Genomic DNA, 25,600 nt, shown 5'->3' on the forward strand with positions numbered 1-25,600 from the left:
CATGCCCAAGCCGCCCACCATGAACGACGTCGCGGCGGCCGCGGGCGTGAGCCTGAAGACCGTGTCACGCCACGTCAACGGGGCCACCAACATCGACCCCGAGCTGGCGGCCCGCATCGCCGCGGCGATCGTCACGCTCGGCTACCGGCACAACCTGGCGGCGGCGAGCATCCGGCCCGGTCGCTCGGCGAAGGTGATCGGCCTGGTCATCAGCGACCTCGCCAACCCCTACTGGGCGATGCTCGCGCGCGCGGTGGAACGCGAGCTCAGCGCCAGCGGCTACCTCCTGATGACCGTCAGCTCGGAGGAGGACGCCGAACGGCACCGCCTTCTGGTCGACCGCCTGGTGGCCCAGCGCGTCGACGGCCTCATCGTCTCCCCACCCCGCCACGACACCACCGGCTGGGCCGCCGCCGCCGGCCTGGTGCCGCTGGTGGCGATCGACCGCCCGCTCGCGGAGGGCTCCGCGACCTCCTCCGGGGCCGAAACGGACTCCGGCACCACCGGCACCGACGCCCCGCAAACCGACCCCAGCGGAGCGGCCGCCACCGGAACGACGCTCGCCGGAACGGCGCTCGCCGGGACCGTGCTCGCCGGGACCGTGCTCGCCGACAACCGCGGCGGCGCGGAGGCCGCCACCCGCGAACTGCTGCGGCACGGCGCCCGCCGCGTGCTCTTCCTCGGCGATTCGCTCGAGCTGCACACCATGCGCGAGCGCCTCGACGGCTACCGCCTGGCACTCGAGTCCGCCGCATCCGGAGCCGGCCCCGACGCCCCCACACCCGCCATCGGCGACGAGCTCGTCGTCACGTCGGCGCACTCCGCCGCGGAGGCCTCCGAGATCGTCGACGACCTCCTCGGCACCGGCCGCGTCGACGCGGTGTTCGCGGCGAACAACCGTTCCTCGATCGGCGCCCTGGACGCCTTCACGCGCTCCGGCTCCCGGCTGCCGCTGATCGGCTTCGACGACTTCGAGTCGGCCACGCTCATGCGCCCGGGCGTCTCGGTGGTGGCGCAAGACGTCGCCTTGATGGGCGAGACCGCCGCCCGCGCGCTGCTCGCCCGGCTCGAGAACCCCGGCGCCGGCGCGACCCCCTCCGCCCCCACGGTGCTGCCGACCCGGCTGATCCTCCGCGGCTCCGAGCGCCCCTGAGCGCTCCCGAGCGCCCCTGAGCGCTCCCGAGCGCCGCTGAGAACCCCTCGGAGCCCCCGAGCAGAGCCGGGGCACCCGCCCACCGCTCCACGGCATCGATCGCCCGCGGCGCCGCAGCTCAGCCGAGCGACCTCACGAACGCGGCCACCGCATCCGCCGCCGCAGCCAGGTGCTGCTCGTGCGTGTGCCCCGAGATCGTCACCCGCGGCTTGAACTCGTGCTCCCCGTCGTCGAGCAAGAGCACGCGGATGCCCGGCGCGAGCGGGTAGGCCGCAACCTCGCTCACCGTGCCGAACGGGTCACGCGTGCCCTGCACGATCAGCGCCGGGGTCTGCAGCCCCTCGAGGTGCGCCGTGCGCAGCTTCCCGGGCGACCCCGGCGGATGGAACGGGTACCCGAGGCACACCAGAGCACTCACCTCGCCCGCGGCGTGCAGCTCGTCGGCCACCATGCTGGCCACCCGGCCGCCCATCGACTTTCCCCCGATCGCCACCGGCGCACCCGTCTCGGCCACGACCTGCGCCACCACCGCGCGGTACTCGTCGAGCACCTTCTCGGCTCGGGGCGGCGGCTTGCGCGAGCCCGGGCCGTCGGTCGTCGGCCGTCTGGCCGCCATGTACGCGAACTCGAAGCGGGCCGTGCGGATGCCGCGCTCGGCCAGCAGCGTCGCCATCCGATTCATCCACGCCGAGTCCATGGCCGCGCCCGCTCCGTGTGCGAGCACGAGCACCGGCCCCTCGGCGGGCCCGTCCCACAGCAGTTCGGCGGCCATGCCCCCACGCTACCGTCGCAGTACATCCGCCCGCGGCCCCGCACCCGTCAGGCGTGACCCAAGCGGCCAGACCCGCGCGTCAGTTGTTGCCGACGGAGCAGGTGTAGTCGGCGGCCGTCTGGCCCTTCACGTTCGAGGGCAGCACGGTGGAACCGTCGGCGTTCACCGAGCCGGGCTCGGGCTCGGTCGTCGCCGGCGCCTCGGGGTCGACCGGCGCCTCGGGGTCCACAGGCGCATCCGGGTCCACAGGAACCGCCGGATCGACCGGCACCGCCGTCGCCGCCGGATCCGACGTCACCGGAGCGTTCGGGTCGAGCTCCGAGGCGATGCCGCCCGGCGTCGCCACGGCCACCGACTGGTCGGCCTGGATCGCCGCGAACAGGATGTCGGCCGCATCCGTGTCGGGCGCCACCTTGCCCACCGGCACCCAGTCCGCCGAGAAGCTCGGGTAGGCCACGAAGGTCACCTTCGAGAGGTCCATGTCCTTCAGCGAGAGCGCGATCGACACCATCGTGTCGGGCGAGGCGAGCCGCTGTGAGAGCGTCATGTTGCTCGCCGCCGCCTTCGCGAGACCGTACAGCTTGCCGAAGTCGGTGAGGGTCGAGTCGCTCTTGATGGTGCGCACGAGCGACGACAGGAACACCTGCTGCGACGAGATCCGCCCCAGGTCGCTGCCGTCGCCGACGCCGTGCCGGGTGCGCAGGAAGCCGAGCGCATCCGCCCCGCTCAGGTTCGAGGTGCCGGGCTCGAGGTAGACGCCGGTGTACGGATCGTCGATCAGTTCGGCCACGCACACGGGCACGCCGCCCACCGCGTTCGACATCTCGATCACGCCGTTGAACTGGATCTCGGCGGCGAACGGGATGCTGAGCCCCGACAGGCTCTCCACCGTCAGCACCGTGCAGGCCAGGCCGCCCTGCGAGAGCGACTCGTTGATCGGCGCGGTGTAGCCGCCGCCCTCGGGGCACTCCGGGATGTCGACCACGAGGTCGCGCGGGAAGCTCACCACCGTGGCGTTGGTGTGGTCTTGCGAGATGTGCATCAGCATCGTCACGTCGTTGAGCTCGGCGCCCTCGTCGTCGCCGTAGGCGTCGCCCTGGCCGGTACGGCTGTCGCTGCCCACCAGCAGCAGGTTGACGCCGCCGTCGATCGCCGAGATCTCGGGCGGGGCTGCGGCGCCGGGCTCGGCGGCGGCCTCGTCGGAGAGCAGGGTGACGGTGGTGATGGAGCTCGTCACGTCCCAGGCGGCGTAGGCCGCGAGGGAGGCGCCGCTCACGAGGGCGACGGCGAGCGAGGCGGTGAGCACGGTGACGATCGCACGCACCGGATGCGGCGACGTCTGCCGGCCGTGGCGTGCCACCGGCACCTGCTTCGTACGTGCGCTAATAGTCGTTCCCCTTCGAGCAGGTGTACTCCGCTGCCGTCTGCCCCGTGATCGATTGTGGCAGGGCGGTGGCCGCGGCGGCGGCATTCGCGCCGTCGGCCGTGTCGGCGGCCGCATCCGGTGCCGTGCTGGTGGGCTGCGACCCGTCGGTCGCGGCGCCGCTCGCCGCCGGCTCGCCCGCCGCGGCATCCGTCGCCGCGTTCGGGTCGACCACGGCCCCCACGCCGGTGTTCGCCGGATCGGCCGTCACCACGGCCCGGTCTTCGGCGATCGCCTGGAACAGCACCTCGGCGTCGTCGTAGAGCGGCTCGACCTTGCCGGCGTAGACGCCAGCGCCGTCGGTGCTGCCGGGATACGCCACGAAGGTCACCTTCTCGAGCGGGATGTCCTTCAACGCCAGCCCGATCGACACCATCGTGTCGGCCGAGGCGAGGCTCTGCGAGAGCATCATGTTGCCGGATGCGGCCCGCGCGAGCCCGTACACCTTGCCGAAGTCGCTCAGCGTGGAGCCGCTCTTGATCGTGCGCACCAGGGAGGAGAGGAAGACCTGCTGCGAGGAGATGCGCCCGAGGTCGCTGCCGTCGCCGACCCCGTGCCGGGTGCGCAGGAAGCCGAGCGCATCCGCCCCCTGCAGCGTGTGCGTTCCGGTGTCGAGCACCACGCCGGTGTACTCGTCGTCGATCGGGTCGACCACACACACGGGCACGCCGCCCACCGCGTTCGACATCTCGATCACGCCGTTGAACTGGATCTCGGCGGCGAAGGGGATGCGGAGCCCGGTGAGCGCCTCCACCGTCAGCACCGTGCACGGCAGGCCGCCGTAGGAGAGGGTGACGTTGATGGGCTGCGCGCTCATGGCGTCGAAGCTGCCGCCGGCGGGGTCGGGGCAGGAGGGGACGGGCACCACCAGGTCGCGGGGAAAGCTCACGACGGTGGCGCTTGAGTGGTCTTGCGCGATGTGCATCAGCATCGTCACGTCGTTGAGGTTGCCCTCGGTGTCGCCGTACGCGTCGCCCTGACCGGCGCGACTGTCGCTGCCGACGAGCAGCAGGTTCACGCCGCCGTCGATCGCCGAGATCTGCGGCGGCGGGCCGGCGTCGTCGCCGGCGAGCGCGACGGTCTGCACCTCGCTCGAGACGCTCCAGGTGGCGTAGCCGGCGAACGCCGCTCCGCTGACCGCGACCACGGTGGCGGCGACGGCGGCGAGACGGGCGACGAAGGCGAGACGGTTCGGGGTCTTCAGCCGGCCGTGTCGGGCGATCGGATGGCTCATGCTCGGGTGGGTTCTCGGGGCTGCGGGTGGACGAACGGGATCTTTCATGATGACGCATGAAACTGTGAGTCCTATTGAGAGCGCTCTCACGGACCGCTCGCGGCGCCGGTCAGCCGGCGGGGAGGTGCAGCGTCGCGCGGGTGCCGGTGGGCGTCGAGGTGAGGTCGAGCGTGGCACGGTTCGCCACCGCGAGCTTGTGCGCGATCGTGAGGCCGAGACCGAGGCCCGGAACGGCCTGCTTCTCGGCGTAGGGAGTGCGGTAGAAGGCATCCGTCGCCTGGCGCAGCTCGTCGGCGGTCATGCCCACGCCGGTGTCGGCCACCTCGATGACGACCTCCGGGTCTCCCGCCGGAACGTCGAGCGGGGCGCGGGCTCCGGATGCCACGGTGCCCGCTTGGGGTGCGGATGCGGCCGCCCGCCCCAGCGTCACCGTCACCGAACCACCCGGCGGCGTGAACGCCACCGCGTTCGACACCAGGGCCTCCACGATCTGCGCGAGGTCGCGGGCGTCGGCACGGGCGGCGCCCGCACCGTCGTCGACCACGAACAGGTCGACGCCCGCCTCCCGCGCCCGCTCGTCGACGCGCGAGCGGATGCCCTCCACCAGCGGCGCCACCGCCACGAGCGAGGGTGCGGCCTCGGCGATGTCGCTGCGGCCGGCCGCGAGCAGCTGGTTCACCGCGGTGAGCAGCCGCTCCCCCGCGGCCTCGATGATCGCAGCCGACCGCCGGCTCGCCTCGTCGCCGGCCTCCAGCAGGGCCGCATGCCCGAGGATCGCCGTGAGCGGCGTCTTCAGCTCGTGCCCGACGGTGTCGAGGAAGCGATCGCGCACCTCCACGGCCTCGATCAGCGAGGTCACGTCGTGCCCCACGATCACGGCCCCGAGCAGCTCGCCGGCGGCGCCCGTCACGGGTCTCGCCACGAACGAGATGGCGCGCTGGGTGCCCGGCGGTCCGACCCAGATCAGCGTGGCTCCCGAATAGGCACCGGCCAGGGCCCGCCGCACGAGCTCGGGCCCCACGCTCAACCGCGTCACCCGATCGGCGGCGTACACCTCGGCGTGCACCTCGGCCCGTCCCGCATCGTCGCGCAGGTCGGCCGGGATGCCCGCCCGGATCGCCACCTCGCGCGCGAAGGAATTGATCAGCAGCGGCGCACCGGCCGGATCGAACAGCGCCACCGCATCGGCGGTGGTGTCGGTGATGGCCTGCATGGTGGAGGTCTGTTCGGCGGTGGAGCGCAGCGCGTCGCGCATCCGATGCGCCGCGCCCGAGCGCCGCCGTTCCGAACGCCGCAGCTCCTGGGCGACGGCGAAAGTCCCCACGGCGAGCAACCCCACCAGGATCGGGAGCGTCCACACCCGGGCCCACTCGGCGAAGGTGAGCGGCCACTCGTCGGCCTCGAGCATCGGGTACAGCGTCACGCCCACCGTGGCGAGCACGCCGAGCCCGGCGAGATACCACGGGAAGGAGAACGCCAGCCAGACGACGGGGAAGACGACGATCATGCCCACCGACGGCAGCATCCCGATCAGCTCGGCCCGGATGAGCGCACAGGCCAGGATCCCGGCCAGCGGCACCAGGGCCATCCAGGGGCTGACCCGGGCCGCCTCGTTCCGGCCGAGCACCAGAGTGACGACGGTCAGCGCGGCGATCAGGGCGACGCCGGCCAGGAGCCCCGGGGTGAGCGAGGCCGGATCGGCCAGAGCCCCGAAGAGCACCACCACCACGACGGCGCAGACGAGCAGCAGTTGGGCGGAGGCGGCTCCGCGGGTGCGGGCCAGCGGATCCGCAGCGGCCATCCCGATCCCCCGATCAACCACGGCGGCGGATGAGCACCCGGATGCCCCGGGCCGTTGCCGCACCGCGGAGGGCTAGGGATTCGAACCCTAGAAGGCTTTCACACCTCACCAGTTTTCAAGACTGGCTCCATCGGCCGCTCGGACAGCCCTCCCGACCGCGCTCCGCCCGAGAGCGTCACACGACCAGCCCCGATCCTACCGCGGGCGCCGGATGCGCGGCGGATGCGGCACGGACGCGGCCCGCGCGGGCGCGCGTCAGAGGGTGGCGAGCGCCCGGGCCACGCCGTCCTCGTCCAGCGAGCCGGTGACCTCGGTGGCCGCCTCGATCACGTCGGCGGGAGCCTGCGCCATGGCGACGGCACGGCCCTCGGCGCCCGCCCAGCGGAACATGTCGACGTCGTTGCGGCCGTCGCCGATCGCCATCACGCGGTCGCGCGGGATGCCGAGCAGCGCGCGCACGCGCTCCAGCCCGGTGGCCTTGTTCACGCCGTCGGGTGCGATGTCCAGCCACGCCGTCCAGCCGATGGAGTAGCTCACCCGGTGCAGCCCCATCCGCTCGACCACGGCCAGGAAGTCCTCCATGTCGTGGTCGGGCGAGATCACCACCACGCGGGTGGCCTCCACCTGCCGCAGCTCGTCGAAGCCGACCTGCTCGTGGCCGGCGCCGAGCACCGACTCGGGGAACGCCTCGGTGTGGAAGAAGCGGCCGTCGTCGTCCTCCACCGCGAACAGCGCGTCGGCCAGGTGGGAGCGGATGGTGGTGAGCACGGGGCCCGGGTCGAAGGTCTCGATGTGGTCGGGGCTGTAGCCGAGCGGAGCATCCGGATCCCGCTTCAACGTGACCGCGCCGTTGGCGCAGACCACGTACTGCGGGGTGATGCCGAGCAGGCCCAGCACGGGCAGCGTCGAGGCCACCGAACGGCCGGTGGCGAGCATCACCTCGCTGCCGTCGGCCACCACGCGGCGCACCTCGGCGCCGACGATATCGCTCAGCGAGCCGTCTTCGTGCAGCACCGTTCCGTCGATGTCCAGGGCGACCAGCCAGCGCTCGTGACCGGCCACTGCGCCCACAGTCTCCGCGCTCACGGCGCCGGCGCTTCGATCAGCTCGAGCCCGCCGAGGTAGGGCCGGAGCACCTCGGGGATCACGACCGATCCGTCGGCCTGCTGGTGCGTCTCGAGCAGGGCGACGATCCAGCGCGTGGTGGCGAGCGTGCCGTTCAGCGTGGCGACCGGGGCCGTCTTTCCCGACTCGGTGCGGTACCGGGTGTCGAGGCGGCGCGCCTGGTACGTGGTGCAGTTCGAGGTGGAGGTGAGCTCGCGGTAGGTCTGCTGTGAGGGCACCCAGGCCTCGGTGTCGAACTTGCGGGCGGCGCTGGAGCCCAGGTCGCCCGCGGCCACGTCGATCACGCGGTAGGCGAGGCCGAGGTCGGTGAGCATCCCCTCCTGGTAGCTCAGCAGGGCCTCGTGCTCGGTCTCGGCGTTCTCGGGCAGCACGTAGCTGAACATCTCCAGCTTGTTGAACTGGTGCACGCGCAGGATGCCACGGGTGTCTTTTCCGTGCGACCCGGCCTCGCGCCGGTAGCAGGTCGACCAGCCGGCATAGCGCTTCGAGCCTTTGGAGAGGTCGAGGATCTCGCCCATGTGGAAGCCGGCCAGCGCCACCTCGCTGGTGCCCGTGAGGTAGAGGTCGTCGGCCGGCAGGTAGTACACCTCGTCGCCGTGCTCGCCGAGGAAGCCGGTGCCGTCCATCGTCTCGGGGCGCACCAGGGTGGGGGTGATCAGCGGCGTGAAGCCTGCGGCGAGCGCCCGGTCGAGGGCGAGATTCATCAGCGCGATCTCGAGGCGGGCGCCGATGCCGGTGAGGAAGTAGAAGCGCGCACCCGACACCTTCGCACCGCGGGCGAGGTCGAACAGCTCGAGCGATTCGCCGAGCTCCACGTGGTCGCGCGGCGGGAAGTCGAAGGCGGGCTTCGTGCCCACCTCGCGCAGGGTGACGAAGTTCTCCTCGCCGCCCTCGGGAACTCCGTCGATGACGATGTTCTGGATGGCGCGCGCCGTGGTGGTGAACGCGGCCTCGGCATCCGTCGCCCGCGTGCCGGCCGCCTTCACGTCGGCGGAGAGCTGCTGCGCCTGGGCGACCAGGGCCTTCTTCTCGTCTTTGGGCGCGGCCGCGACCTGCTTGCCGAAGGCGTTCTGCTCGGCGCGCAGGTTCTCGAACTCGAGGATGGCGGCCCGGCGCTCGGTGTCGGCGGCGAGCGCCTGGTCGACGAGTTCGACGGAGGAGCCCCGGGCCCGCTGCGATTCTCGGACGAGGTCGGGCTGTTCGCGCAGGAGCACTGGATCGATCACGGGTCCCATCCTACTTTGCGGCCACGACAGGGATTCGGCGCGGGCCTGGCGGCCTGGCACAGGGCAGGGCGGGTACGGTGAGTCCGTGGGCGAGACTATGGGGGACGCGGGGGCGCCGGGGGCCGGCGCGCGGCGTGCGGCCGTGGTTCTCAACCCCGTGAAGGTGGATGCGAGCCGCCTGCGCACCATGGTCGCGGCCGCCGAGGCCGCCGCCGGCTGGGGCGAGACGCTGTGGTTCGAGACCACGGTGGAAGACCCGGGGCAGGGCGTGACGCGCGAGGCCGTGGCATCCGGAGCCGCCGTGGTGATGGCCGCAGGCGGAGACGGAACCGTGCGCGCCGTGGCCGAGGGCCTGCGGGGCAGCGGAGTGGCGCTGGGACTGCTGCCGGTCGGCACCGGCAACCTGCTCGCCCGCAACCTCGACATGAACCTCACCAACGTCGAGCTCGCCGTGAAGAACGTGTTCACCGGCATCAGCAAGCCGATCGACCTGGGGCTCACCCGCATCACGCGGGCCGACGGATCGGCCTCGGAGCACGTGTTCCTCGTGATGGCCGGTCTCGGCATCGACGCGAAGATGATCGCGAAGACCAACACCACCCTGAAGCGGAAGGTGGGCTGGCTGGCCTACGTCGACGGCATCGGGCGCGCGCTGCCGGAACTGCGGCCGGTGAAGCTGCGGTACTCGCTCGACGGCTCGCCGTGGCGCACCACCTCGGCGCACTCGGTGATGGTGGGCAACTGCGGGCTGCTGCCGGGCGGGCTGCTGCTGATTCCGGATGCCCGTCCCGACGACGGCCACCTCGACATCGTGACCCTGCGGCCGGAGGGCCCCTTCGGCTGGCTGAAGGTGTGGAACAAGCTCGCGTTCCAGAACGGGGTGCTGCGGAAGTCGGCCGCGGGCCGCAAGATCATCGACCTCTCGCGCGACGTGCGCTCGGTGCGCTACGCGACCGGCAAGGACTTCGAGCTGACGCTGGAGACGGCGCAGGAGATCCAGCTCGACGGCGACGAGTTCGGTGTGGCCACCGCCGTGCACACCTGGGTGCACGCCGAGGGACTCATGGTGCGCGTGCCGGCGCCGGCCGCCCCCGCGGTCGCCGCCTCCGGCGCGGCAATGGACGGGGTTCGTGCGGAAATAGCGGGCACCGAGCCCGTATAGAGCTCGACGGTGCGCATTCGCGCAGGAACCCCGCGGTCACCGCCTCCGAAAGCGTGCGGGTGCTGCTAGCGCGAGCCGCGGCGGCGGCCGGGGGCTCGCGTGCGGCCGGCGATGGGCTTCGCGACGGCCTTCTTCTTCTGCGGGTTCTTGCGGGCCTCCGCGGCGCGGGCCTCGGCCGCACGCGCCTTCGCCTTGGCCGTGGGCTTCTGGGCGCGCAGCTCGGCCGTCTCGGCCGCGGTCATGCGCGAGCTGTTGGCGGTGCGGCCGCGCACCACGCCCACGAACTCCTGCACGCGTGCGTCGCGCTCCTCGTCCAGACCCGCGGGCCAGGCCAGCGCCACGCGCGTCTCCTCGGCCCCCTCGACCGGCCGCGCCACCACGTCCTTCCGGGCGAACAGCCGGGCGACCGCCTGCGGAACGACCAGCAGCCCGGCTCCCGCGGCGACGAGTTCCATCGCATCCGCTCCCCCCGTCGGCCCCGGGGCGATCGACAGCATCCGGAGGCCCGGGCGCCCGGCCTCCTCGTCGATGCGCCCGAGCTCGGCCAGTTCGGTGAGGGAGGTCGCCTCCACGGCGCCCACCTCGTGGTCTTTGGGCACCACCACGACGGGCTGCTCGGTGTAGAGCGGGATGGCGTGCACGCCGTCGCCCGGCACCGGCAGGCGCACGAAGGCGGCGTCGGCGCGGTCTTCGGCCAGCATCCGCAGGGCTTCGTCGGAGCCGGTGGGCACCGACTCCACGGGGAGCACCTCGATCGGGTCGTCGGGGAACCGCTCGTTCCACACCCGGAACCACTTGGCCGGGGTCACCCCCGCCACGAACGCCACACGGAAGGCCATGCCGGCTCCCTCCGCCGCTCGATGCCGCCCCTCCGGCGGCGCACCCGACAAGCGGGCAGGCCCAGGATACGCTGTGCAGATGAGCCCCGAGAAGACGCCGCAGACCATGAAGCCCACCACGGCCGCGAAGAAGCTCGGCATCTACCTGCCGGCGGCGCCCGCCGAGTTCCAGGAGGGGCCGGTCACCCGCTCGACCCTGAACGAGCTGCTGGAGTCGCCGCCGGAGTGGCTCGTCGAGCTGCGGCTGAACGGGCCGCACCCGCGCGACATCGTGGCCCGCAAACTCGGCGTCTCGATCTCGGGCCTCGCCCGCGCCGAGGTCACCGAGGCGCTCACCACCGCGCAGATCTCCGAGCTGCTGCAGGCCCCGCCCGCGTGGCTGGTCGCCGAGCGCGCGACGCAGGCCGAGGTGCGTGCCGAGAACCGCCGCATCAAAGACGAGAAGGCCGGCAAGGCGGCGCTCGCCGCCGAGCGCGCCGACGACTGAGCTCCGGATCCCCCGCCGAAGCCTGGCGGGTCGGTGCGGCTCGGCGTAGTGTCCGATCCATGAGCGTCTCCTCGGTGAGCATCCCCCGTACTCGCGAAGTCCGGCCGGCGCTAGCCGAATGGATGACGCACCAGCGCTGGTACGCGTCCGCCGGCGTCGAAGCCGGATCGCTGCCCGAGCTGTCCCTCGTGGGCGTCTGGTCGCTCGTCGACCACCGCCATCAGGTGGCGCTGCAGACGCACCTCATCCTCGACGAATCGGCCGCGGATCCGGTGCTCTACCAGGTGCCGCTGACCTTCCGCTCCTCCAGCTTGCTGGGCGGCGACAAGGCGCTGATCGAGCGCGCCACCATCGACGGATCGCCGCTGTTCATCTACGACGCCCCGCACGACCCGGCGTTCACGCGCGCGCTGCTCGGCCTCATGCTCGACGACGAGCACGAGCGCGGCGAGCACTCCGACGGCGTCGAGGTGGCCGGGCACCACGCCCTCACCAGCGGCGAGGTGCGGGTCACCGACTCGCACGTGCTGCGCGGCGAGCAGTCGAACACCTCGATCATCTACGACCTCGTGCACCTGAACGGCAAGCCGGCCACGCCGGTGATCTGCAAGCTGTTCCGGGCGCTGTCCGACGGGCAGAATCCGGATGCCGTGGTGCAGTCGGCGCTGTCGGATGCCGGCTCCCGCCTGGTTCCGCGCTCGATCGGCTCGGTCACCGGCAGCTGGAACGACCCGCGGCAGCCGGGCGGGCGGGCATCCGGACACCTGGCCTTCGCGCAGGAGTTCATCCCCGAGGTGGAGGACGCCTGGCGGGTCGCGCTTCGCTCGGCCGAGGCCGGGGAGTCGTTCGGCGCTCTCGCGTTCGCGCTCGGCGAGGCCACGGCACAGGTGCACAGCGAGCTGGCCCGGTTGTTCCCGGCGCGGGAGGCGACCGCCTCGGATGTCGGCGGCATCCTGAACAGCATGCGCGATCGGGCGACCCAGGCGTTCGCCGATGTGCCGTCGCTCGCATCGGAGGCCGAGGCGATCGAAAGGGTGTTCCGGATGGCGGAGGCGGCCTCGTGGCCGGCATTCCAGCGCATCCATGGCGACTACCACCTGGGGCAGGTGCTGGCCGTGCCCGGGCGGGGCTGGGTGCTGCTCGACTTCGAGGGCGAGCCGTTGCGGCCGCTGGCCGAGCGCAGCGAACCGGATGTGACGCTGCGCGACGTGGCCGGCATGCTGCGCTCGTTCGACTACGTGGCGGGAACGCTGGCGTCGACACCGCACGCCTCGGCGGCGGCGGCGTGGGCGCACGAGGCGCGGGACGCGTTCATCGACGGGTACAGCGCGCGGTCGGGGCTGCCGCTGCGGGAGCAGCGCGAACTCCTCGACGCCTTCGAGCTCGACAAGGCGCTCTACGAAGTGGGCTACGAGGCCCGCAACCGGCCCGAATGGGTGGCCATCCCGGCGGGTGCCATCCGTCACCTCGCGAACCGCGCCCGATAAGTTCTGCACAGGCCGGAGTCGGCCGGGAGTTCTCCACAATCGGGCCGCGTTTCGGCGCCTGGGCCGCGGGCAAATAGGATCGACACCATGTCCAAGGTTCTCAGCTCCCTTCCCGTCGGCGAACGCGTCGGCATCGCCTTCTCCGGCGGCCTCGACACCTCCTGCGCCGTGGCGTGGATGCGCGAGAAGGGCGCGGTGCCCTGCACCTACACCGCCGACATCGGTCAGTACGACGAGCCCGACATCGACGCGGTGCCCGGCCGTGCCCTCGAGTACGGTGCCGAGATCGCGCGGCTGGTCGACGCGAAGGCCGCGCTGGTCGAGGAGGGGCTGGTCGCGCTCGCCTGCGGTGCGTTCCACATCCGCTCGGGCGGCAAGACCTACTTCAACACCACGCCGCTCGGCCGCGCCGTCACCGGCACCCTGCTGGTGCGGGCCATGAAGGAAGACGGCGTCGACATCTGGGGCGACGGCAGCACCTACAAGGGCAACGACATCGAGCGGTTCTACCGCTACGGCCTGCTGGCCAACCCGCGCCTGCGCGTGTACAAGCCGTGGCTCGACTCCTCGTTCGTGAACGAGCTCGGCGGCCGCACCGAGATGAGCGAGTGGCTGGTCGCGCGCGGCTTCCCCTACCGCGACTCCACCGAGAAGGCCTATTCGACGGATGCCAACATCTGGGGCGCCACGCACGAGGCCAAGCGCCTCGAAGAGTTGAGCACGGGCCTGGAGATCGTGGAGCCGATCATGGGCGTCGCCGCCTGGCGCGACGACGTCGAGATCGCCACCGAGGTCGTCACCGTGCGCTTCGAGGCGGGCCGTCCGGTCGCGCTGAACGGTCAGGAGTTCCCGGATGCCGTGGCGCTCGTGCTCGAGGCGAACGCCATCGGCGGCCGTCACGGCCTGGGCGCCTCCGACCAGATCGAGAACCGCATCATCGAGGCCAAGAGCCGCGGCATCTATGAGGCGCCCGGCATGGCGCTGCTGCACATCGCCTACGAGCGCCTGCTGAACGCCATCCACAACGAAGACACCCTGGCCAACTACCACGCCGAGGGCCGCAAGCTCGGCCGCCTGATGTACGAGGGCCGTTGGCTCGACCCGCAGTCGCTGATGCTGCGCGAGTCGCTGCAGCGCTGGGTGGGCTCGGCGGTCACCGGCGAGGTCACGCTCAAGCTCCGTCGAGGCGACGACTACACGATCCTCGACACCACGGGCCCGAGTCTCAGCTACCACCCCGGCAAGCTCTCGATGGAGCGCGTGGGCGACGCCGCCTTCGGCCCTGACGACCGCATCGGCCAGCTCACCATGCGCAACCTCGACATCGCCGACTCCCGCGCGCGGCTCGAGCAGTACGCCGCGCTCGGCATCGTGGCGGGCGCCACGGCCGACCTGGTCGGCCGCCTCGAGCCGGGTGAGTCCGAGGGCATCCTCGCGGGCGACCCCGGCGCGTCGTCGGCCGAGTCCGACGCGCTCGACCGCGCCACCGACCTGGCCTCCGAGGGCGCCGCCTTCGACTCCGGCACCGACTAGCGACCCCAGTTCCGCCGACCCGTCACTCAGTACCGTTCTGGACACCCCTGAGCGGGACGAAGTGACGGGTCGGCATCATCTCGAGGTCCCGCGTCCGCCACCCACCTCCGCCGAACCGTCACCCAGTACCGTTCTGGGCACCCCTGAGCGGGACTGAGTGACGGGTCGGCGAAGGGGGTGGGGCGCTCAGGCCCCGGGCTCGCCCGTGAGGAGGCCGCGGAGCCAGTCGCGGGCCTCCACGAAGACCTCGTCGTCGTAACGGGGCACGTATTCCACGGGGGCCTTGTCGGCGCGGGGGTACGAGCCCAAGAAGATGATGTTCGGGCTGAAGCGCCGCACCCCGAGCAGCGCGTCGGCCACCCGCTCATCCGTGATGTGCCCGTCGGCGTCGATCACGAAGCGGTACCGGCCGAGGGCGTCGCCGATCGGCCGAGACTCCAGCAGCGAGAGGTTCACGCCGCGGGTCGAGAACTGCTCGAGCAGTTCCAGCAGCGCGCCGGCCCGGTCCTCGGGCAGTTCGGCGATGATGCTCGTCTTGTCGGCGCCGGTCGCCGGCGGGATCGCCGCATCCCGCGACACGAGCACGAAGCGCGTGACGGCGTTCGCGTTGTCGGCGATGTTCTCGGCCAGCACCTCGAAGTCGTGGTGCTGCACGATCTGCGGGGGCGCGACGGCCGCGTCCGCCAGGTCGTTCTCGAACAGATTGAGCGCCGAGGCCACGTTCGAGGTGGCCGGGATGTGCCCGTGCGTCGGCACATTCGCGTCGAGCCAGTTGCGGGTCTGGGCATAGGCCACCGGATGCGCGTTGACGACCTTCACGTCTTCGAGCCGGGTTCCGGGCCGGGCCACCAGCACGAACTGCACGTGCACGAGGTACTCGCCCACGATCCGCAGGTTCGGGATGCTCGCCAGCGCGTCCTGCGTGGCGGAGACGCCGCCCTCGATCGAGTTCTCGATCGCGATCATCGCGGCCACGCTGCGCCCCGACACGACGTCTTCGAGCGCCTCGCCCACGTTGTTGACCGAGCGCCAGGTCTTGCCCTGCGCCTCCGGCACCTGGGCGAGTGCGGCCTCCGTGAACGTCCCCGATGGCCCCAAGTAGCTGTACGTCTCCGACATGCCTCCGAGCCTACCGACCGCATCCCGCACCGGATGCGGCCGGCAGGCCCTGCGGCGTCACTTCGCCAGGTAGGTCTTCAGCCCGTCCTCCACCTGCTGCGAGATCGTGTTGAGCCCGCCGAGCACCACGATGCGCGTGGGGTGGAGGCGGGTCAGCTCCGCCGCCGTCGCCGCCGGTATCTGGCTCTTGCCGACGAGCAGCACCGGCGAGTGCTGCGAGATCGCGGCGGGCGACCCCGAGAGGGCGTCGGGATACACCTCACCGGAGGCGATGTAGATCACGTGGGTGATCATCGGGTTGAAGACCGCCGCCGAGGCTCCCGCTGCCACCGCGTACCGGTCGGCGCCCGCCGTGCGCGTGGTGGGAGCGATCTTCTGGAGCGCTTCGATGACGTCGTCGGAGATGGTGCTCGTGCCGCCCAGCACCTCGATCCTGGTGGGCTTGAGCCGGGCGAGCTCGGCACCGATCGCATCGGGCACGGCGTTCTTCTGCACGAGCAGGACGGGGGCTCCGAAGGCACCCGCCGCGGCGGAGGCGGAGAGCGCGTCGGGGAACACCTCGCCCGACGCCACGTACACCGGGCGAACGGGCGGGAAGGTGAACTGCGACACGGCCGCGGAGACCGCGAAGCGGTCGGCTCCGCCGAGCCGGACCACCGATCCGGAGTAGACGCTCAGCGCCTGTTCGACCCCCGAACTCAGCGTGTTGTAGCCGCCCAGCACGATGATCTTCTTCGGCCGGAGCTGAGTGAGAGCGGCCTGGGTGGCGTCGGGAATGGAGTCTCGGGTCGCCAGCAGAATGGGCGATCCCAGTGATCCCGCCGAGAGGGCGTCGGCGAAGACGGAACCCGATGCCAGGTACAGGGATGCGACGTCGGGAGCGAAACGCGAGGTCGCGATGGCGGCCGCCTCGGCGAAACGATCGGCCGCACCGATCCGCTCGAGATGCGGCTTCACCGTCAGCGACACCGTCGCGGGGCCGGCGGTGCAAGAGTTCGGAGAGGCGGGCACCTTCACGCAGTACACGAACGTATCGGTGCCGAAGAACCCCGGGGCCGGCGTGTAGGTGAAGTTGCCGGCATCGTCGACCTTGCTCAGCGTGCCGTGCTGAGGCGGGGTCTCGATGTGCAGGTAGGCGCCGGGGAAGCTCACCTCCTCGTCGTTGGCGAGCATTCCACCGGGCGGCGCGGTGAATGCTCCCTCCGCCCCGAGCTCGTAGGCGTCGTCGACCGCCAGTGTGAAGGCGTTCGCCGGCACGGCACCGGACAGAGCCACTCCGGCGACGACCGCGGCCGCCAAGACGACTCCCGCCACCCGGCCGGACCGGGATGGGCGTGGAAGGGAATGCGATCCGATCTGGAACATGATGGACTACCTCTCGTAGGTGAGCTTTCGTCGCCTAATGATGACAGAGTTTCATTCTTTTTCATAGAGAGTCCGGCGCGACATTCCACGGCCGCGCCGCAGCAGTGCCAGACTTGGGGCATGCATGAGCGCGCAGGCACAGTCGCCCTTCCCGAAGACCTGATCGACGTCGACGCCCTCGTGGCGGCCTACTACGACGGGCATCCGGATGTCACCGACCCCGAGCAGAAGGTGATCTTCGGCACCAGCGGGCACCGCGGCTCGAGCTTCAACACGGCGTTCAACGATGACCACATCGCCGCCATCACGCAGGCGATCGTGGAATACCGCGCCGGCCAGGGCATCACCGGTCCGCTGTTCATCGGGCGCGACACGCACGGGCTGTCCAAGCCCGCCGAAGACACCGCGCTCGAGGTGCTGATCGCCAACGGCGTGACCGTGTGGACCGACTCGCGCGACAGCTGGACCCCGACCCCGGCCGTGAGCCACGCCATCCTCGCCTACAACAAGGCGGGCAACGCCGACCAGGCCGACGGCATCGTCGTGACCCCGAGCCACAACCCGCCCGGCGACGGCGGCTTCAAGTACAACCCCCCGCACGGCGGACCGGCCGACTCGGATGCGACCGGCTGGATCGCCGACCGGGCGAACGAACTGATCGCCGGCGGCCTGCGCGACGTCAAGCGCGTGAGCCGCGACGAGGCGACCCCTTCGGGGACGTACGACTTCCGCGAGCACTACGTGGCCGACCTGGTGAACGTCATCGACCTCGACGCCATCCAGAAGTCCGGCATCCGCATCGGCGCCGACCCGCTCGGCGGCGCCTCCGTCGAGTACTGGGAACTCATCCGCGACCGCTACGGCCTCAACATGCAGGTCGTGAACGAGACCGTCGACCCGCGCTGGGCCTTCATGACGCTGGACTGGGACGGCAAGATCCGAATGGACTGCTCGAGCCCCTACGCCATGGCCTCGCTCGTGGCGAGAAGGCACGACTACGACATCTCGACGGGCAACGACGCCGACGCCGACCGCCACGGCGTGGTGACCCCGGATGCCGGCATCATGAACCCCAACCACTATCTGGCGGTCGCCATCCAGTACCTGTACTCGCGGCGCGAGGGCTGGCAGCCGGATGCGGCGATCGGCAAGACCCTCGTCTCCAGCTCGATGATCGACCGCGTGGCGTCATCGCTCGGCCGCACCCTCTGGGAGGTGCCGGTGGGCTTCAAGTGGTTCGTGCCCGGGCTCGTCGACGGCACCGTCGGCTTCGGTGGCGAGGAGTCGGCGGGAGCCTCCTTCCTGCGCTTCGACGGCACCGTCTGGACCACCGACAAAGACGGCATCCTGCTCGCCCTGCTGGCCTCGGAGATCCTCGCCGTCACCGGCAAGACCCCCTCGCAGCTCTACGCGGAGCTCACCGAGGAGTTCGGCGACCCGGTCTACGAGCGGATCGACGCCCCCGCGAGCAAGGCGCAGAAGGCCGAGCTCGCCAAGCTCGACGGCGACGCCATCCCGGCCACGACCCTGGCCGGCGATCCGATCGTCGCCAAGCTCTCGCACGCCCCCGGCAACGGGGCGGCGGTGGGCGGCGTGAAGGTCGTGACCGAGAAGGCCTGGTTCGCGGCGCGTCCCTCCGGAACCGAGGACGTGTACAAGATCTACGCCGAGAGCTTCGTAGGCCCCGACCACCTCAAGGCCGTGCAGGCCGAGGCCAAGCAGATCGTCGACGCGGCCCTCGGCGCGTAGCCCGAAGGCTGCTCTCGCCCGGCGGCAGGCGGGCAGCGGCCGGCGGCAGGCGGCTCAGTCGGAGAAGTGGTGGCCGTCGGTGCCGAAGTGCATCGTCACCGATCCGCCGCCCTGCTCCGACAACCGCTTGGCGATGTCGCGCGGGTGCGCGAAGCCGTGCCGCCCCACCACCGTCCACACCGACACGCAGTCGACCCCGTAGGGGTTGTGGATGCGATGGGGCACGGCCGCCTCGAAGGTGAGGCTGTCACCCTCCTGCACGGTGTCGCGGTCGAAGCCGATCTGGATGTCCATCTGACCGCTGACCACGTGCATGTACTCCAGTCCCGTGTGCCGCATCATGTTGTCGGCCGGGCTGGACTCGCTTCCCGGCGAGTAGGTGACCCGCACGAACTCGACCAGCGGGTCGTCGCCGGGCGTCAGCCGCTCCCAGCGCACTCCGCCGATCCGGATGTCGGGCGAGGTACCGGCACGCTGCAGGCCCGGGATGCCCACGCCCGTGAGCCGCTCGGGCGCCGGGATGCGGCCCGCCGCCGCGGAGGCGGTGCCCGCCGGGCCGCCGGTGTCGGTGCCGAGCAGCGCGTCGAAGGACAGGTCGAGCGCCGACACGATCGTCCAGAGCGTGCCCATCGACGGCATGGCCCGCCCCAGCTCCACCTGGGAGAGGAAGCTCGCCGAGACGCCCACCCGGCTGCCGAACTCGCGCAGCGAGATGCCCGCCGCCTGCCGCGCCTCCCGGATGCGCTCGCCCACACCCGCCGTGGCCTCCCGGCGCACGGCGGTGGGCTCGTCCTCCGGGGGTGTGCTGCTCGGCATGGGTCGCTCCTCGATGATCCTTCCCCAGGTTAGACCGTGGGCCCGCCCGCGGCCCCCGGATGCGAGCACCTATCCCGGGATCGAGCGACGCCGGCGCAGCCTCACCGCCATCGGCAGCACCGCGGCCACCAGCACGAACAGGCCCTGGAGCCAGTACTGCCAGGAGAGGTTCACGCCGAGGAACGGCAGCGCGCTCGTGATCGTCTGCAGCAGCAGCGCCGCCGCCCCCACCGCGAGGGCCGAGCCCGAGCCGCCGAAGATGCTGACGCCCGCGATCACGATGGCCGTGACCGAGGTGAGGGTGAAGGCCTGCGCCGCCCCCGCGTCCCCGATGCCGGTCTTCGTGAACAGCACGATGCCCGCGATCGAGGCGAGCACACCCGAGGCGACCGTGGCCGTGAGGCGCATCCGGTTCACGTCCACGCCCATGCGGTTGGCCTTCACCGCATCCGACCCCGCCGCGCGGAAGCCGCGGCCGAGACCGGTGTTGTTGAGACCCAGCCAGAGCAGCACGGCCACCACGACGGCGACGACGAGCACCAGCGGGACCCCCGCGATGGCCGTGCCGAGGGCGGTCATGAGGTCGGCGCTCGCCTGGCCGCCGGGCTGCGGCCGCAGCAGCTGGGCGCTGCCGAGCACGGCGATCGAGGAGACGAGCGTGGCGATGACGGGCGGCATGCCCAGCCGGGTCACCAGCAGACCGTTCACCACGCCCACCACGGCGCCCGCGGCGATCGCCAGCACGAAGCCGAGCAGCAGGAACCCGGGGCCGGCCTCGCCGAAGAACGAGACGATGACCGCCGCCAGGGCCACCACCGAGCCGATCGACAGGTCGATGCCGCCCGTGATCACCACCGCCAGCTGCGCCAGGCCGACCAGGATGAGGATGGCGGCCGAGGCGAGCAGCTGCCCGAGGCTCAACGGGCTGAGGAACGAGGGCGCGACGCCGGCGGTGACGAGGCCGAGCAGCATCGCGATCACGACGAGCGAGACCGTCTGCACCTCACCGCGCTGGTAGAACGGCAGGCCCTTCTTCGAGGTGAGCTCGGCGGCATCCGCGTCGTCGTTGATCGAGGTCTCGGTGGCGAGCACGGCGGCGCCGGTGATGGCGCGCTCGGTGAGGCCGGCTCCCTCGAACTCGGCCTGCACCCGCCCGCGCGAGAACACCACCACGCGGTCGCAGAGCCCTTCGAGCTCGACGGCGTCGGTGGAGAGGATGACCACGGCCACGCCGTCGTCGGCCATCGCCCGCAGGAAGGAGTAGATCTCCACCCGGGCACCGGCATCCACCCCCTGCGTCGGGTCTTCCACCAGCAGCACCGCGGGGCTGCCGAGCCGGGCCCGGGCGAGCAGCACCTTCTGCTGGCTGCCGCCGGAGAGCGAGGTGATGGGCGTCTCGAGGGTGGGTGTCTTCACCGCGAGGCCGCCGATGGCCTCGTGCACGAGGCGGTCCTCGGTGCGGGGCGCCACGACTCCGGCCGGCATGGCCTGCGCGAGGTTCGGGGCGATCACGTTCTCGCGCACGCTCAGCTGGCCGAACATCGCCTCGCCGAGACGGTCGCCCGGCAGCCAGACGATGCCTGCGGCGGTGGCGCGCTTGGTGTTCAGACCGCGCAGCTCGCGACCGTTCAGCCGCAGCTCGCCCGCGCCGCGGACGGCCCCGGCGAGCGCCTTCATGAACTCGCGCTGGCCGTTGCCCTCCACGCCGGCGAGGCCGACGATCTCGCCGCCCCGGGCCGTGAAGGCCACGTCCCGGAAGGCCCGGCCGGTGAGGCCCGAGGTGGTGAGCACCTCGGTTCCCGCGCCGGCCACCGCCTTGTCGGGGAACGTGGTCTCCAGCGATCGGCCCACGATCAGTTCCACGATCTCGTCGGCCGTGTACGAGGCCACGTCGCCTCGGCCCACCACCTTGCCGTCGCGGAGCACCGTCATGCGGTCGGCGATCTCCAGCACCTCGGGGATGCGGTGCGTGATGTACACGACCCCCGCCCCCTTGGCGAGCAGGTCGTGCACCTGGGCGAACAGCCAGGCCGTCTCGTCGGCTCCGAGCGCCTCGGTGGGCTCGTCGAGCACGAGCACCTTCGGATCGGAGGCGAGGGCGGCCGCGATCTCCACCAGATGCGCCTCGCGCTGCGAGATCGCCGACACCCGCCGGCGCACGTCGATCTCGAGACCGAGCCGCGCGAAGAGCTGCGCGGTCCAGGCGGTCGCCGTGCGGCGGGACGGCCGCACCGACTCCGGCAGCAGCAGGAGCATGGCGTCGACCACGGTGAGCGAGGGCGCGAGCGCGGGGATCTGGTAGACGATCGCCAGCCCGCGCTCGCGCGCCTCGCGCGGCACCATGCGGGAGCGGGTGACCCCGCCGAGGTCGATCGTTCCCTCATCGGGGACGACCGACCCGGCGGCGACGCCCACGAGCGTCGACTTGCCCGCGCCGTTCTCGCCGAGCACGGCGTGCACCTCGCCCGGCAGGACGGTGACGCTGACGTCGTCGAGCGCACGCACGCCGGGGTAGCGCTTGCCGATGCCCGCCAGGGTGAGCAGCGGTGCGGGTGGGGTCACTGTCTGCTCCATCAGTTCGAGAAGGTCTTCTCGACCTCGGCGGCGGTCAGCAGCGAGGAGGGCGAGCCGTCGGCGGGGGCGCCGGCCGCACAGACCTCGGACGGCGTCTTCGCTCCGTCGGTCGATCCGGTCGAGTCCTCGGAGAGCGACAGGTCGTAGATCGAGGGCTCGGTGTCGGAGGTGCCGGAGAGGGAGGCGATCGCCTTGCGCAGGGCGACCCGGCCCACCCAGGTGCGCGAGGACACGGTGGCGAGCTCGTACGACGGGTTCGAGGCCTTCAGTGCGTCGAAGCCGCAGCTCAGGCTGTTCTGATCGGTCGTGGCGATGGGCGGGAGCGAGATGCCGGCGGCCTGGTAGGCCCGGATGACACCGTCGGTGGATGCGCCGTAGTCGGAGATGACCGCGTCGATCTGCGGGTACTGCGAGAGCAGTCCGCTCATCGCCTGCTGGGCCTGGGCCGGGTCCCAGTTGGTGGTGACGGGCTGATCGGTCAGGAGGGTGATCTGGGGGTTGTCGGCGAAGACCGACTTGATGCCCTCGAGCTCCTGCGAGGAGACGGCGCTGCCGGCGGGACCGCCGAGGAAGGCCACGTTGCCGCCGGCGTCGCCCAGCTGGTCGACCACCCACTGCGCCCAGCTGCGCCCGCTGAACTCGGGCGACCAGTCGGTGTAGTCGAGGTAGTCGCTGCCCGCCGTACCCTCGGGGTCGGAGGCGAAGGCCACGACCGTCGAGCCGGACTGCACCGCACTGCGCAGCGCCGAGAGGTGCGCCTCGCCGGGGCCGGCATCCGGGATCACGAGCACGACGTCGGTGCCCTTGGCCGCCATGCTCGTGATGGCGGCGGTGGTGGCCTGCAGGTCGCCGCGGCCCGCGGCGAACTCCACGTTCGAGATGGCAGGGCACTTCGCGGCCTCGGCCTCGATCTCGGCCAGGACGGTCTTCGACCACGAGTTGGTGCCGAAGCCGTCGACCACGCCGACCGTGATGTCGCCCTCGGACGGACAGATGCTGGAGAAGTCGGCGAACTGGTCCATGGTGCCGGTCGAACCGACGGCGATGTCGGCGGCCGATCCGGTGGAGGTGGTGCCGCTGGAGTTGGTGGACGAACAGCCGCCCAGCAGCACGGCCAAGGCCGTGACGGTGAGGGCGCTGCCGACGGCGAGCGCCGCCCGGTGACGTGGTGCGGTGGTGATCATGATGACTCCTCTTCGAGTGCTGTGGACTTTCGGGATGGTGTTCGGGAGAACAGACCACGCAGTCGGGCGGTGTTGCCCCCGAGCTTGATCTGCACGACGATCCCGACGGCGATGATGACCGCCTGGATGATGTTCTGAGCGGCGGTGGTCTGCGTGAAGGTCTGCACCAGCTGGCCGAGCTGACCGAGGAACAGGGCTCCCAGCGCCGTGCCGATCACGCTGCCCTTGCCGCCCGTGAGCGCCGTGCCGCCGAGCACGACCGCCGCGATGGACGGCAGCAGGTACGCGTCGCCCGCGGTGAGGGTGGGCGAGCGGAGCAGGCCGGCCAGCAGCACACCGCAGGTGGCGGCGAGCAGGGCCGAGAGCGTGTAGGCGCCCACGACGTACCCGGTGGGCGAGAGGCCGATGCTGCGGGCGGCCCGCGGGTTGGCCCCGACGAGTTCGAAGCGCCGGCCCACCCGCACCGCCTTCAGCAGCGTGTGCACCACCAGCACGATGATGGTGGCGATCACCGCCAGCACCGGGATGCCGACCCAGCGCGAGAGCGAGAACTCGGAGAGCGCGTCGACCACCTGGCCGCTGTAGCCGCCCGACACCGCCTGCACCGTTCCCACCATCAGCGCGTTGCTGGCGATCGTGACCACGAGCGGCGGCAGCCCGAACAGGGCGATGACGAGGCCGCTGAGCAGGCCGAACAGCGCGGGCACCACGAGGGCCACCACGATGGCGAGACCGATCCCGAGCTGATCGGGCCCGCCGAACTTCGCCACGATGATCGCCCCGAGGGTGATGGCGCCCGCCACCGAGAGGTCGAGTCCGCCCTGCATGATGACGAGCGTCTGGCCCACCGCCACCACCGCGGTGAGGGCGGCGAAGGGCAGCATCGACGACATCGCGGTGGCCGAGACACTGCCCGGCGCGATCAGAGGGCTGATGGCGAACAGCACGGCGACGGCCACGAGTGCCCGGGCCGCAGGCCAGGACGCCACGCGCGCCCAGGGGGTGATCGGCTTGATGCCGGGGCGGCCCGGCGCCGCCGGCGGCGTTCCCGGCGCACCCGCGGCGGCGGCTCGCCGCTCCGATCCGATCGTCATGCGTGGACCACGCCGGGGTGCCAGGCGCCGTCGACCGAGGCCTCCGGCATCTGCGACAGGATGTAGTCGCGGGAATTCGAGGCCTCGTTCCGCAGCCGCGCCACGTCGACGCCCACGAGCGCTCCGTCGCGCTTCTTCACCACGCCGTCGACCACCACGTCGGTGACCAGTCCCGGATGCGCGTTGTAGACGATGCCGCCGAAGGGGTTGTTGAGCGGCGCCATCGCGAGCGAGTTGCCGCTCACCACGATCACGTCGCCCGCCTTGCCCACCTCGAGCGATCCGGTGACCGCGCCGAGCCCGGCGGCGTTCGCGCCGTCGAGGGTGGCGAACTGGATGACGTCGGCGCAGTTCAGGCTGATCCGCTCGATCACCGCGCCCGCGGCCACGAGAGCCTCGTTGTCGGCGGCGCGCTGCAGGCCGATGGCGGTGCGCATGGTGCCGAACATGTCGCCGCCGTTCGAGGAGCACACGTCGATCGAGAAGGAGGGGCGCACACCGGCGGCGAGCAGGCGCCCGGTGGCCGGGTAGCCGTGGCCCATCTGCGCCTCCACGTCGGGGGCGACGGAGGCGGAACCGCCGCTGGCCGCGATGATCCGCAGCTCCTCGTCGCTGAGGGTCGTGCAGTGCACGTAGGTGATGGTGTCCGAGAGCAGGCCGTCCTCCTGCAGCATCAGGATCGGGCGCATCTTGCCCCAGTGCCCGTCGCCCACGTGCACGGTGACGCGCAGGTCGAGGTCGCGGGCGAGCTCGAAGTCGGCCCGGTTGACCTCGCGGGTGGTGAACTGCGGGCCGCGCAGGGCGAGCGCCATGGTGACGAGCCCGTCGTTCGTGGCGAAGCGCTCGGTGCGCAGCCGGGTCGCGTCGTCGCGCGGGTGCTCCACCGGCGAGGGCATCACGCCGCCCCACTGCGCCGCACCGCCGCCGTGCGCGAAGACCGCCCGCATCCCGGTGTCCTCGAGCGCTTTCACGGCGGCGTCGGTGTGATCCGTGGTGCGCAGGTTGTGCGACCAGTCGACGAGGGTGGTGATGCCGGAGTCCAGCGCCTCCAGGCTGCCGAGGTAGTTGCTGACGTAGGTGTCCTCGGGCCGGAAGTGGCGGCTGAGGCCCACGTGCAGCCCCGCCATGTACTCGTCCAGCGACCAGTCGGAGGCGATGTTGCGCACGATCGCCTGCCAGGTGTGCCGGTGCGTGTCCACGAAGCCGGGCATCACGATGCTGCCCGTGGCGTCGATCACCTCGGCACCGGGGGCCTCGATGCCCCGGCCGATCTGCGCGATCCGTCCGTCGCGGATGAGCACATCCGTGTCGGCGAGGGCCGCATCCGTGGCGAGACCCGTGAGCACGGTGCCTCCGGTGATCAGGATGTCTCTCGAGTCGGTCATGTCCGGTGCTCCTTCATTGGTCGCAAGGTGGAGTGGGGTCGCCGCACACCCGGATCGAGGGGCGATCGGCTG

At 71.6% G+C, this 25,600-nt stretch carries 20 protein-coding genes and 1 tRNA gene; 6 read left to right on the forward strand and 15 right to left on the reverse strand.

Translation table 11 applies throughout. From position 1 onward, the window contains the following. Position 1 precedes the first annotated feature (1 nt). Positions 2-1,153, forward strand: coding sequence for a LacI family DNA-binding transcriptional regulator (locus ACN4JJ_RS06060; protein ID WP_440709018.1), 1,152 nt, complete (start codon positions 2-4; stop codon positions 1,151-1,153). A 118-nt stretch (positions 1,154-1,271) separates the two neighbouring features. Here ACN4JJ_RS06060 and ACN4JJ_RS06065 read toward each other — a convergent pair whose 3' ends face one another. The 7 genes from ACN4JJ_RS06065 to serS form a co-directional block, all read right to left on the reverse strand. Then, entirely contained in the window at positions 1,272-1,925 is a 654-nt protein-coding gene (locus ACN4JJ_RS06065; RefSeq protein ID WP_440709019.1) for an alpha/beta fold hydrolase, read from the reverse strand. Between the two features lie 79 nt (positions 1,926-2,004). Continuing rightward, positions 2,005-3,285: an LCP family protein gene (locus ACN4JJ_RS06070; RefSeq protein ID WP_440709020.1), complete on the reverse strand. Its 1,281-nt coding sequence runs from the start codon at positions 3,283-3,285 to the stop codon at positions 2,005-2,007. A 22-nt stretch (positions 3,286-3,307) separates the two neighbouring features. Beyond that, entirely contained in the window at positions 3,308-4,582 is a 1,275-nt protein-coding gene (locus ACN4JJ_RS06075; RefSeq protein WP_440709021.1) for an LCP family protein, read from the reverse strand. A gap of 109 nt (positions 4,583-4,691) precedes the next feature. Beyond that, positions 4,692-6,383, reverse strand: a complete 1,692-nt coding sequence (locus ACN4JJ_RS06080; RefSeq protein ID WP_440709022.1) for a sensor histidine kinase — start codon at positions 6,381-6,383, stop codon at positions 4,692-4,694. A gap of 65 nt (positions 6,384-6,448) precedes the next feature. Continuing rightward, positions 6,449-6,535, reverse strand: a tRNA-Ser gene (locus ACN4JJ_RS06085). 103 nt (positions 6,536-6,638) lie between these two features. Beyond that, positions 6,639-7,469, reverse strand: coding sequence for an HAD family hydrolase (locus tag ACN4JJ_RS06090; RefSeq protein ID WP_440709023.1), 831 nt, complete (start codon positions 7,467-7,469; stop codon positions 6,639-6,641). After that, on the reverse strand, positions 7,466-8,734 hold the full coding sequence (serS, locus tag ACN4JJ_RS06095) for a serine--tRNA ligase (protein ID WP_440709024.1): 1,269 nt from the start codon (positions 8,732-8,734) through the stop codon (positions 7,466-7,468). The genes ACN4JJ_RS06090 and serS overlap by 4 nt, the downstream gene beginning before the upstream one ends. A gap of 85 nt (positions 8,735-8,819) precedes the next feature. On the opposite strand from serS, the gene ACN4JJ_RS06100 reads away from it, so the two are divergent. Then, the gene (locus ACN4JJ_RS06100; RefSeq protein ID WP_440709025.1) at positions 8,820-9,896 is read left to right on the forward strand and encodes a diacylglycerol/lipid kinase family protein; all 1,077 of its coding nucleotides are present in this window, start codon (positions 8,820-8,822) and stop codon (positions 9,894-9,896) included. A 65-nt stretch (positions 9,897-9,961) separates the two neighbouring features. On the opposite strand, the gene ACN4JJ_RS06105 is transcribed toward ACN4JJ_RS06100, so the two are convergent. Beyond that, entirely contained in the window at positions 9,962-10,735 is a 774-nt protein-coding gene (locus ACN4JJ_RS06105; RefSeq protein WP_440709026.1) for a LysR family transcriptional regulator substrate-binding protein, read from the reverse strand. 79 nt (positions 10,736-10,814) lie between these two features. Between ACN4JJ_RS06105 and ACN4JJ_RS06110 the strand changes: the two genes are divergently transcribed. The 3 genes from ACN4JJ_RS06110 to argG all read left to right on the forward strand — a co-directional run bounded on the left by ACN4JJ_RS06110 (position 10,815) and on the right by argG (position 14,242). Beyond that, positions 10,815-11,222, forward strand: coding sequence for a DUF5997 family protein (locus ACN4JJ_RS06110; RefSeq protein WP_440709027.1), 408 nt, complete (start codon positions 10,815-10,817; stop codon positions 11,220-11,222). A 59-nt stretch (positions 11,223-11,281) separates the two neighbouring features. Next, on the forward strand, positions 11,282-12,709 hold the full coding sequence (locus tag ACN4JJ_RS06115) for a maltokinase N-terminal cap-like domain-containing protein (RefSeq protein ID WP_440709028.1): 1,428 nt from the start codon (positions 11,282-11,284) through the stop codon (positions 12,707-12,709). An 87-nt stretch (positions 12,710-12,796) separates the two neighbouring features. Then, positions 12,797-14,242 (forward strand): argininosuccinate synthase, encoded by a 1,446-nt coding sequence (gene argG, locus ACN4JJ_RS06120; protein ID WP_440709029.1) that lies wholly within the window; start codon positions 12,797-12,799, stop codon positions 14,240-14,242. A 186-nt stretch (positions 14,243-14,428) separates the two neighbouring features. On the opposite strand, the gene pheA is transcribed toward argG, so the two are convergent. Next, positions 14,429-15,361 (reverse strand): prephenate dehydratase, encoded by a 933-nt coding sequence (gene pheA / locus ACN4JJ_RS06125; protein WP_440709030.1) that lies wholly within the window; start codon positions 15,359-15,361, stop codon positions 14,429-14,431. 57 nt (positions 15,362-15,418) lie between these two features. Further along, positions 15,419-16,660 (reverse strand): cell wall-binding repeat-containing protein, encoded by a 1,242-nt coding sequence (locus tag ACN4JJ_RS06130; protein ID WP_440709031.1) that lies wholly within the window; start codon positions 16,658-16,660, stop codon positions 15,419-15,421. 186 nt (positions 16,661-16,846) lie between these two features. On the opposite strand from ACN4JJ_RS06130, the gene pgm reads away from it, so the two are divergent. Further along, positions 16,847-18,475, forward strand: a complete 1,629-nt coding sequence (gene pgm, locus ACN4JJ_RS06135; RefSeq protein WP_440709032.1) for a phosphoglucomutase (alpha-D-glucose-1,6-bisphosphate-dependent) — start codon at positions 16,847-16,849, stop codon at positions 18,473-18,475. Between the two features lie 54 nt (positions 18,476-18,529). Here pgm and ACN4JJ_RS06140 read toward each other — a convergent pair whose 3' ends face one another. From ACN4JJ_RS06140 to ACN4JJ_RS06160, 5 genes are all read right to left on the reverse strand, one after another. Next, on the reverse strand, positions 18,530-19,291 hold the full coding sequence (locus ACN4JJ_RS06140) for a helix-turn-helix domain-containing protein (protein WP_440709033.1): 762 nt from the start codon (positions 19,289-19,291) through the stop codon (positions 18,530-18,532). Positions 19,292-19,360: 69 nt separating this feature from the next. Further along, positions 19,361-21,853 carry an ATP-binding cassette domain-containing protein gene (locus ACN4JJ_RS06145; protein ID WP_440709034.1) on the reverse strand — a complete coding sequence of 831 codons (2,493 nt, stop codon included), beginning with the start codon at positions 21,851-21,853 and terminating at the stop codon, positions 19,361-19,363. Between the two features lie 11 nt (positions 21,854-21,864). Next, positions 21,865-23,049 carry a substrate-binding domain-containing protein gene (locus tag ACN4JJ_RS06150; protein ID WP_440709035.1) on the reverse strand — a complete coding sequence of 395 codons (1,185 nt, stop codon included), beginning with the start codon at positions 23,047-23,049 and terminating at the stop codon, positions 21,865-21,867. Then, on the reverse strand, positions 23,046-24,143 hold the full coding sequence (locus tag ACN4JJ_RS06155; RefSeq protein ID WP_440709036.1) for an ABC transporter permease: 1,098 nt from the start codon (positions 24,141-24,143) through the stop codon (positions 23,046-23,048). The genes ACN4JJ_RS06150 and ACN4JJ_RS06155 overlap by 4 nt, the downstream gene beginning before the upstream one ends. After that, the gene (locus tag ACN4JJ_RS06160; RefSeq protein ID WP_440709037.1) at positions 24,140-25,528 is read right to left on the reverse strand and encodes an amidohydrolase family protein; all 1,389 of its coding nucleotides are present in this window, start codon (positions 25,526-25,528) and stop codon (positions 24,140-24,142) included. The genes ACN4JJ_RS06155 and ACN4JJ_RS06160 overlap by 4 nt, the downstream gene beginning before the upstream one ends. Between the last annotated feature and the right edge of the window lie 72 nt (positions 25,529-25,600).

It is taken from the genome of Herbiconiux dendrobii (assembly GCF_052048175.1).
GTDB lineage: Bacteria > Actinomycetota > Actinomycetes > Actinomycetales > Microbacteriaceae > Herbiconiux.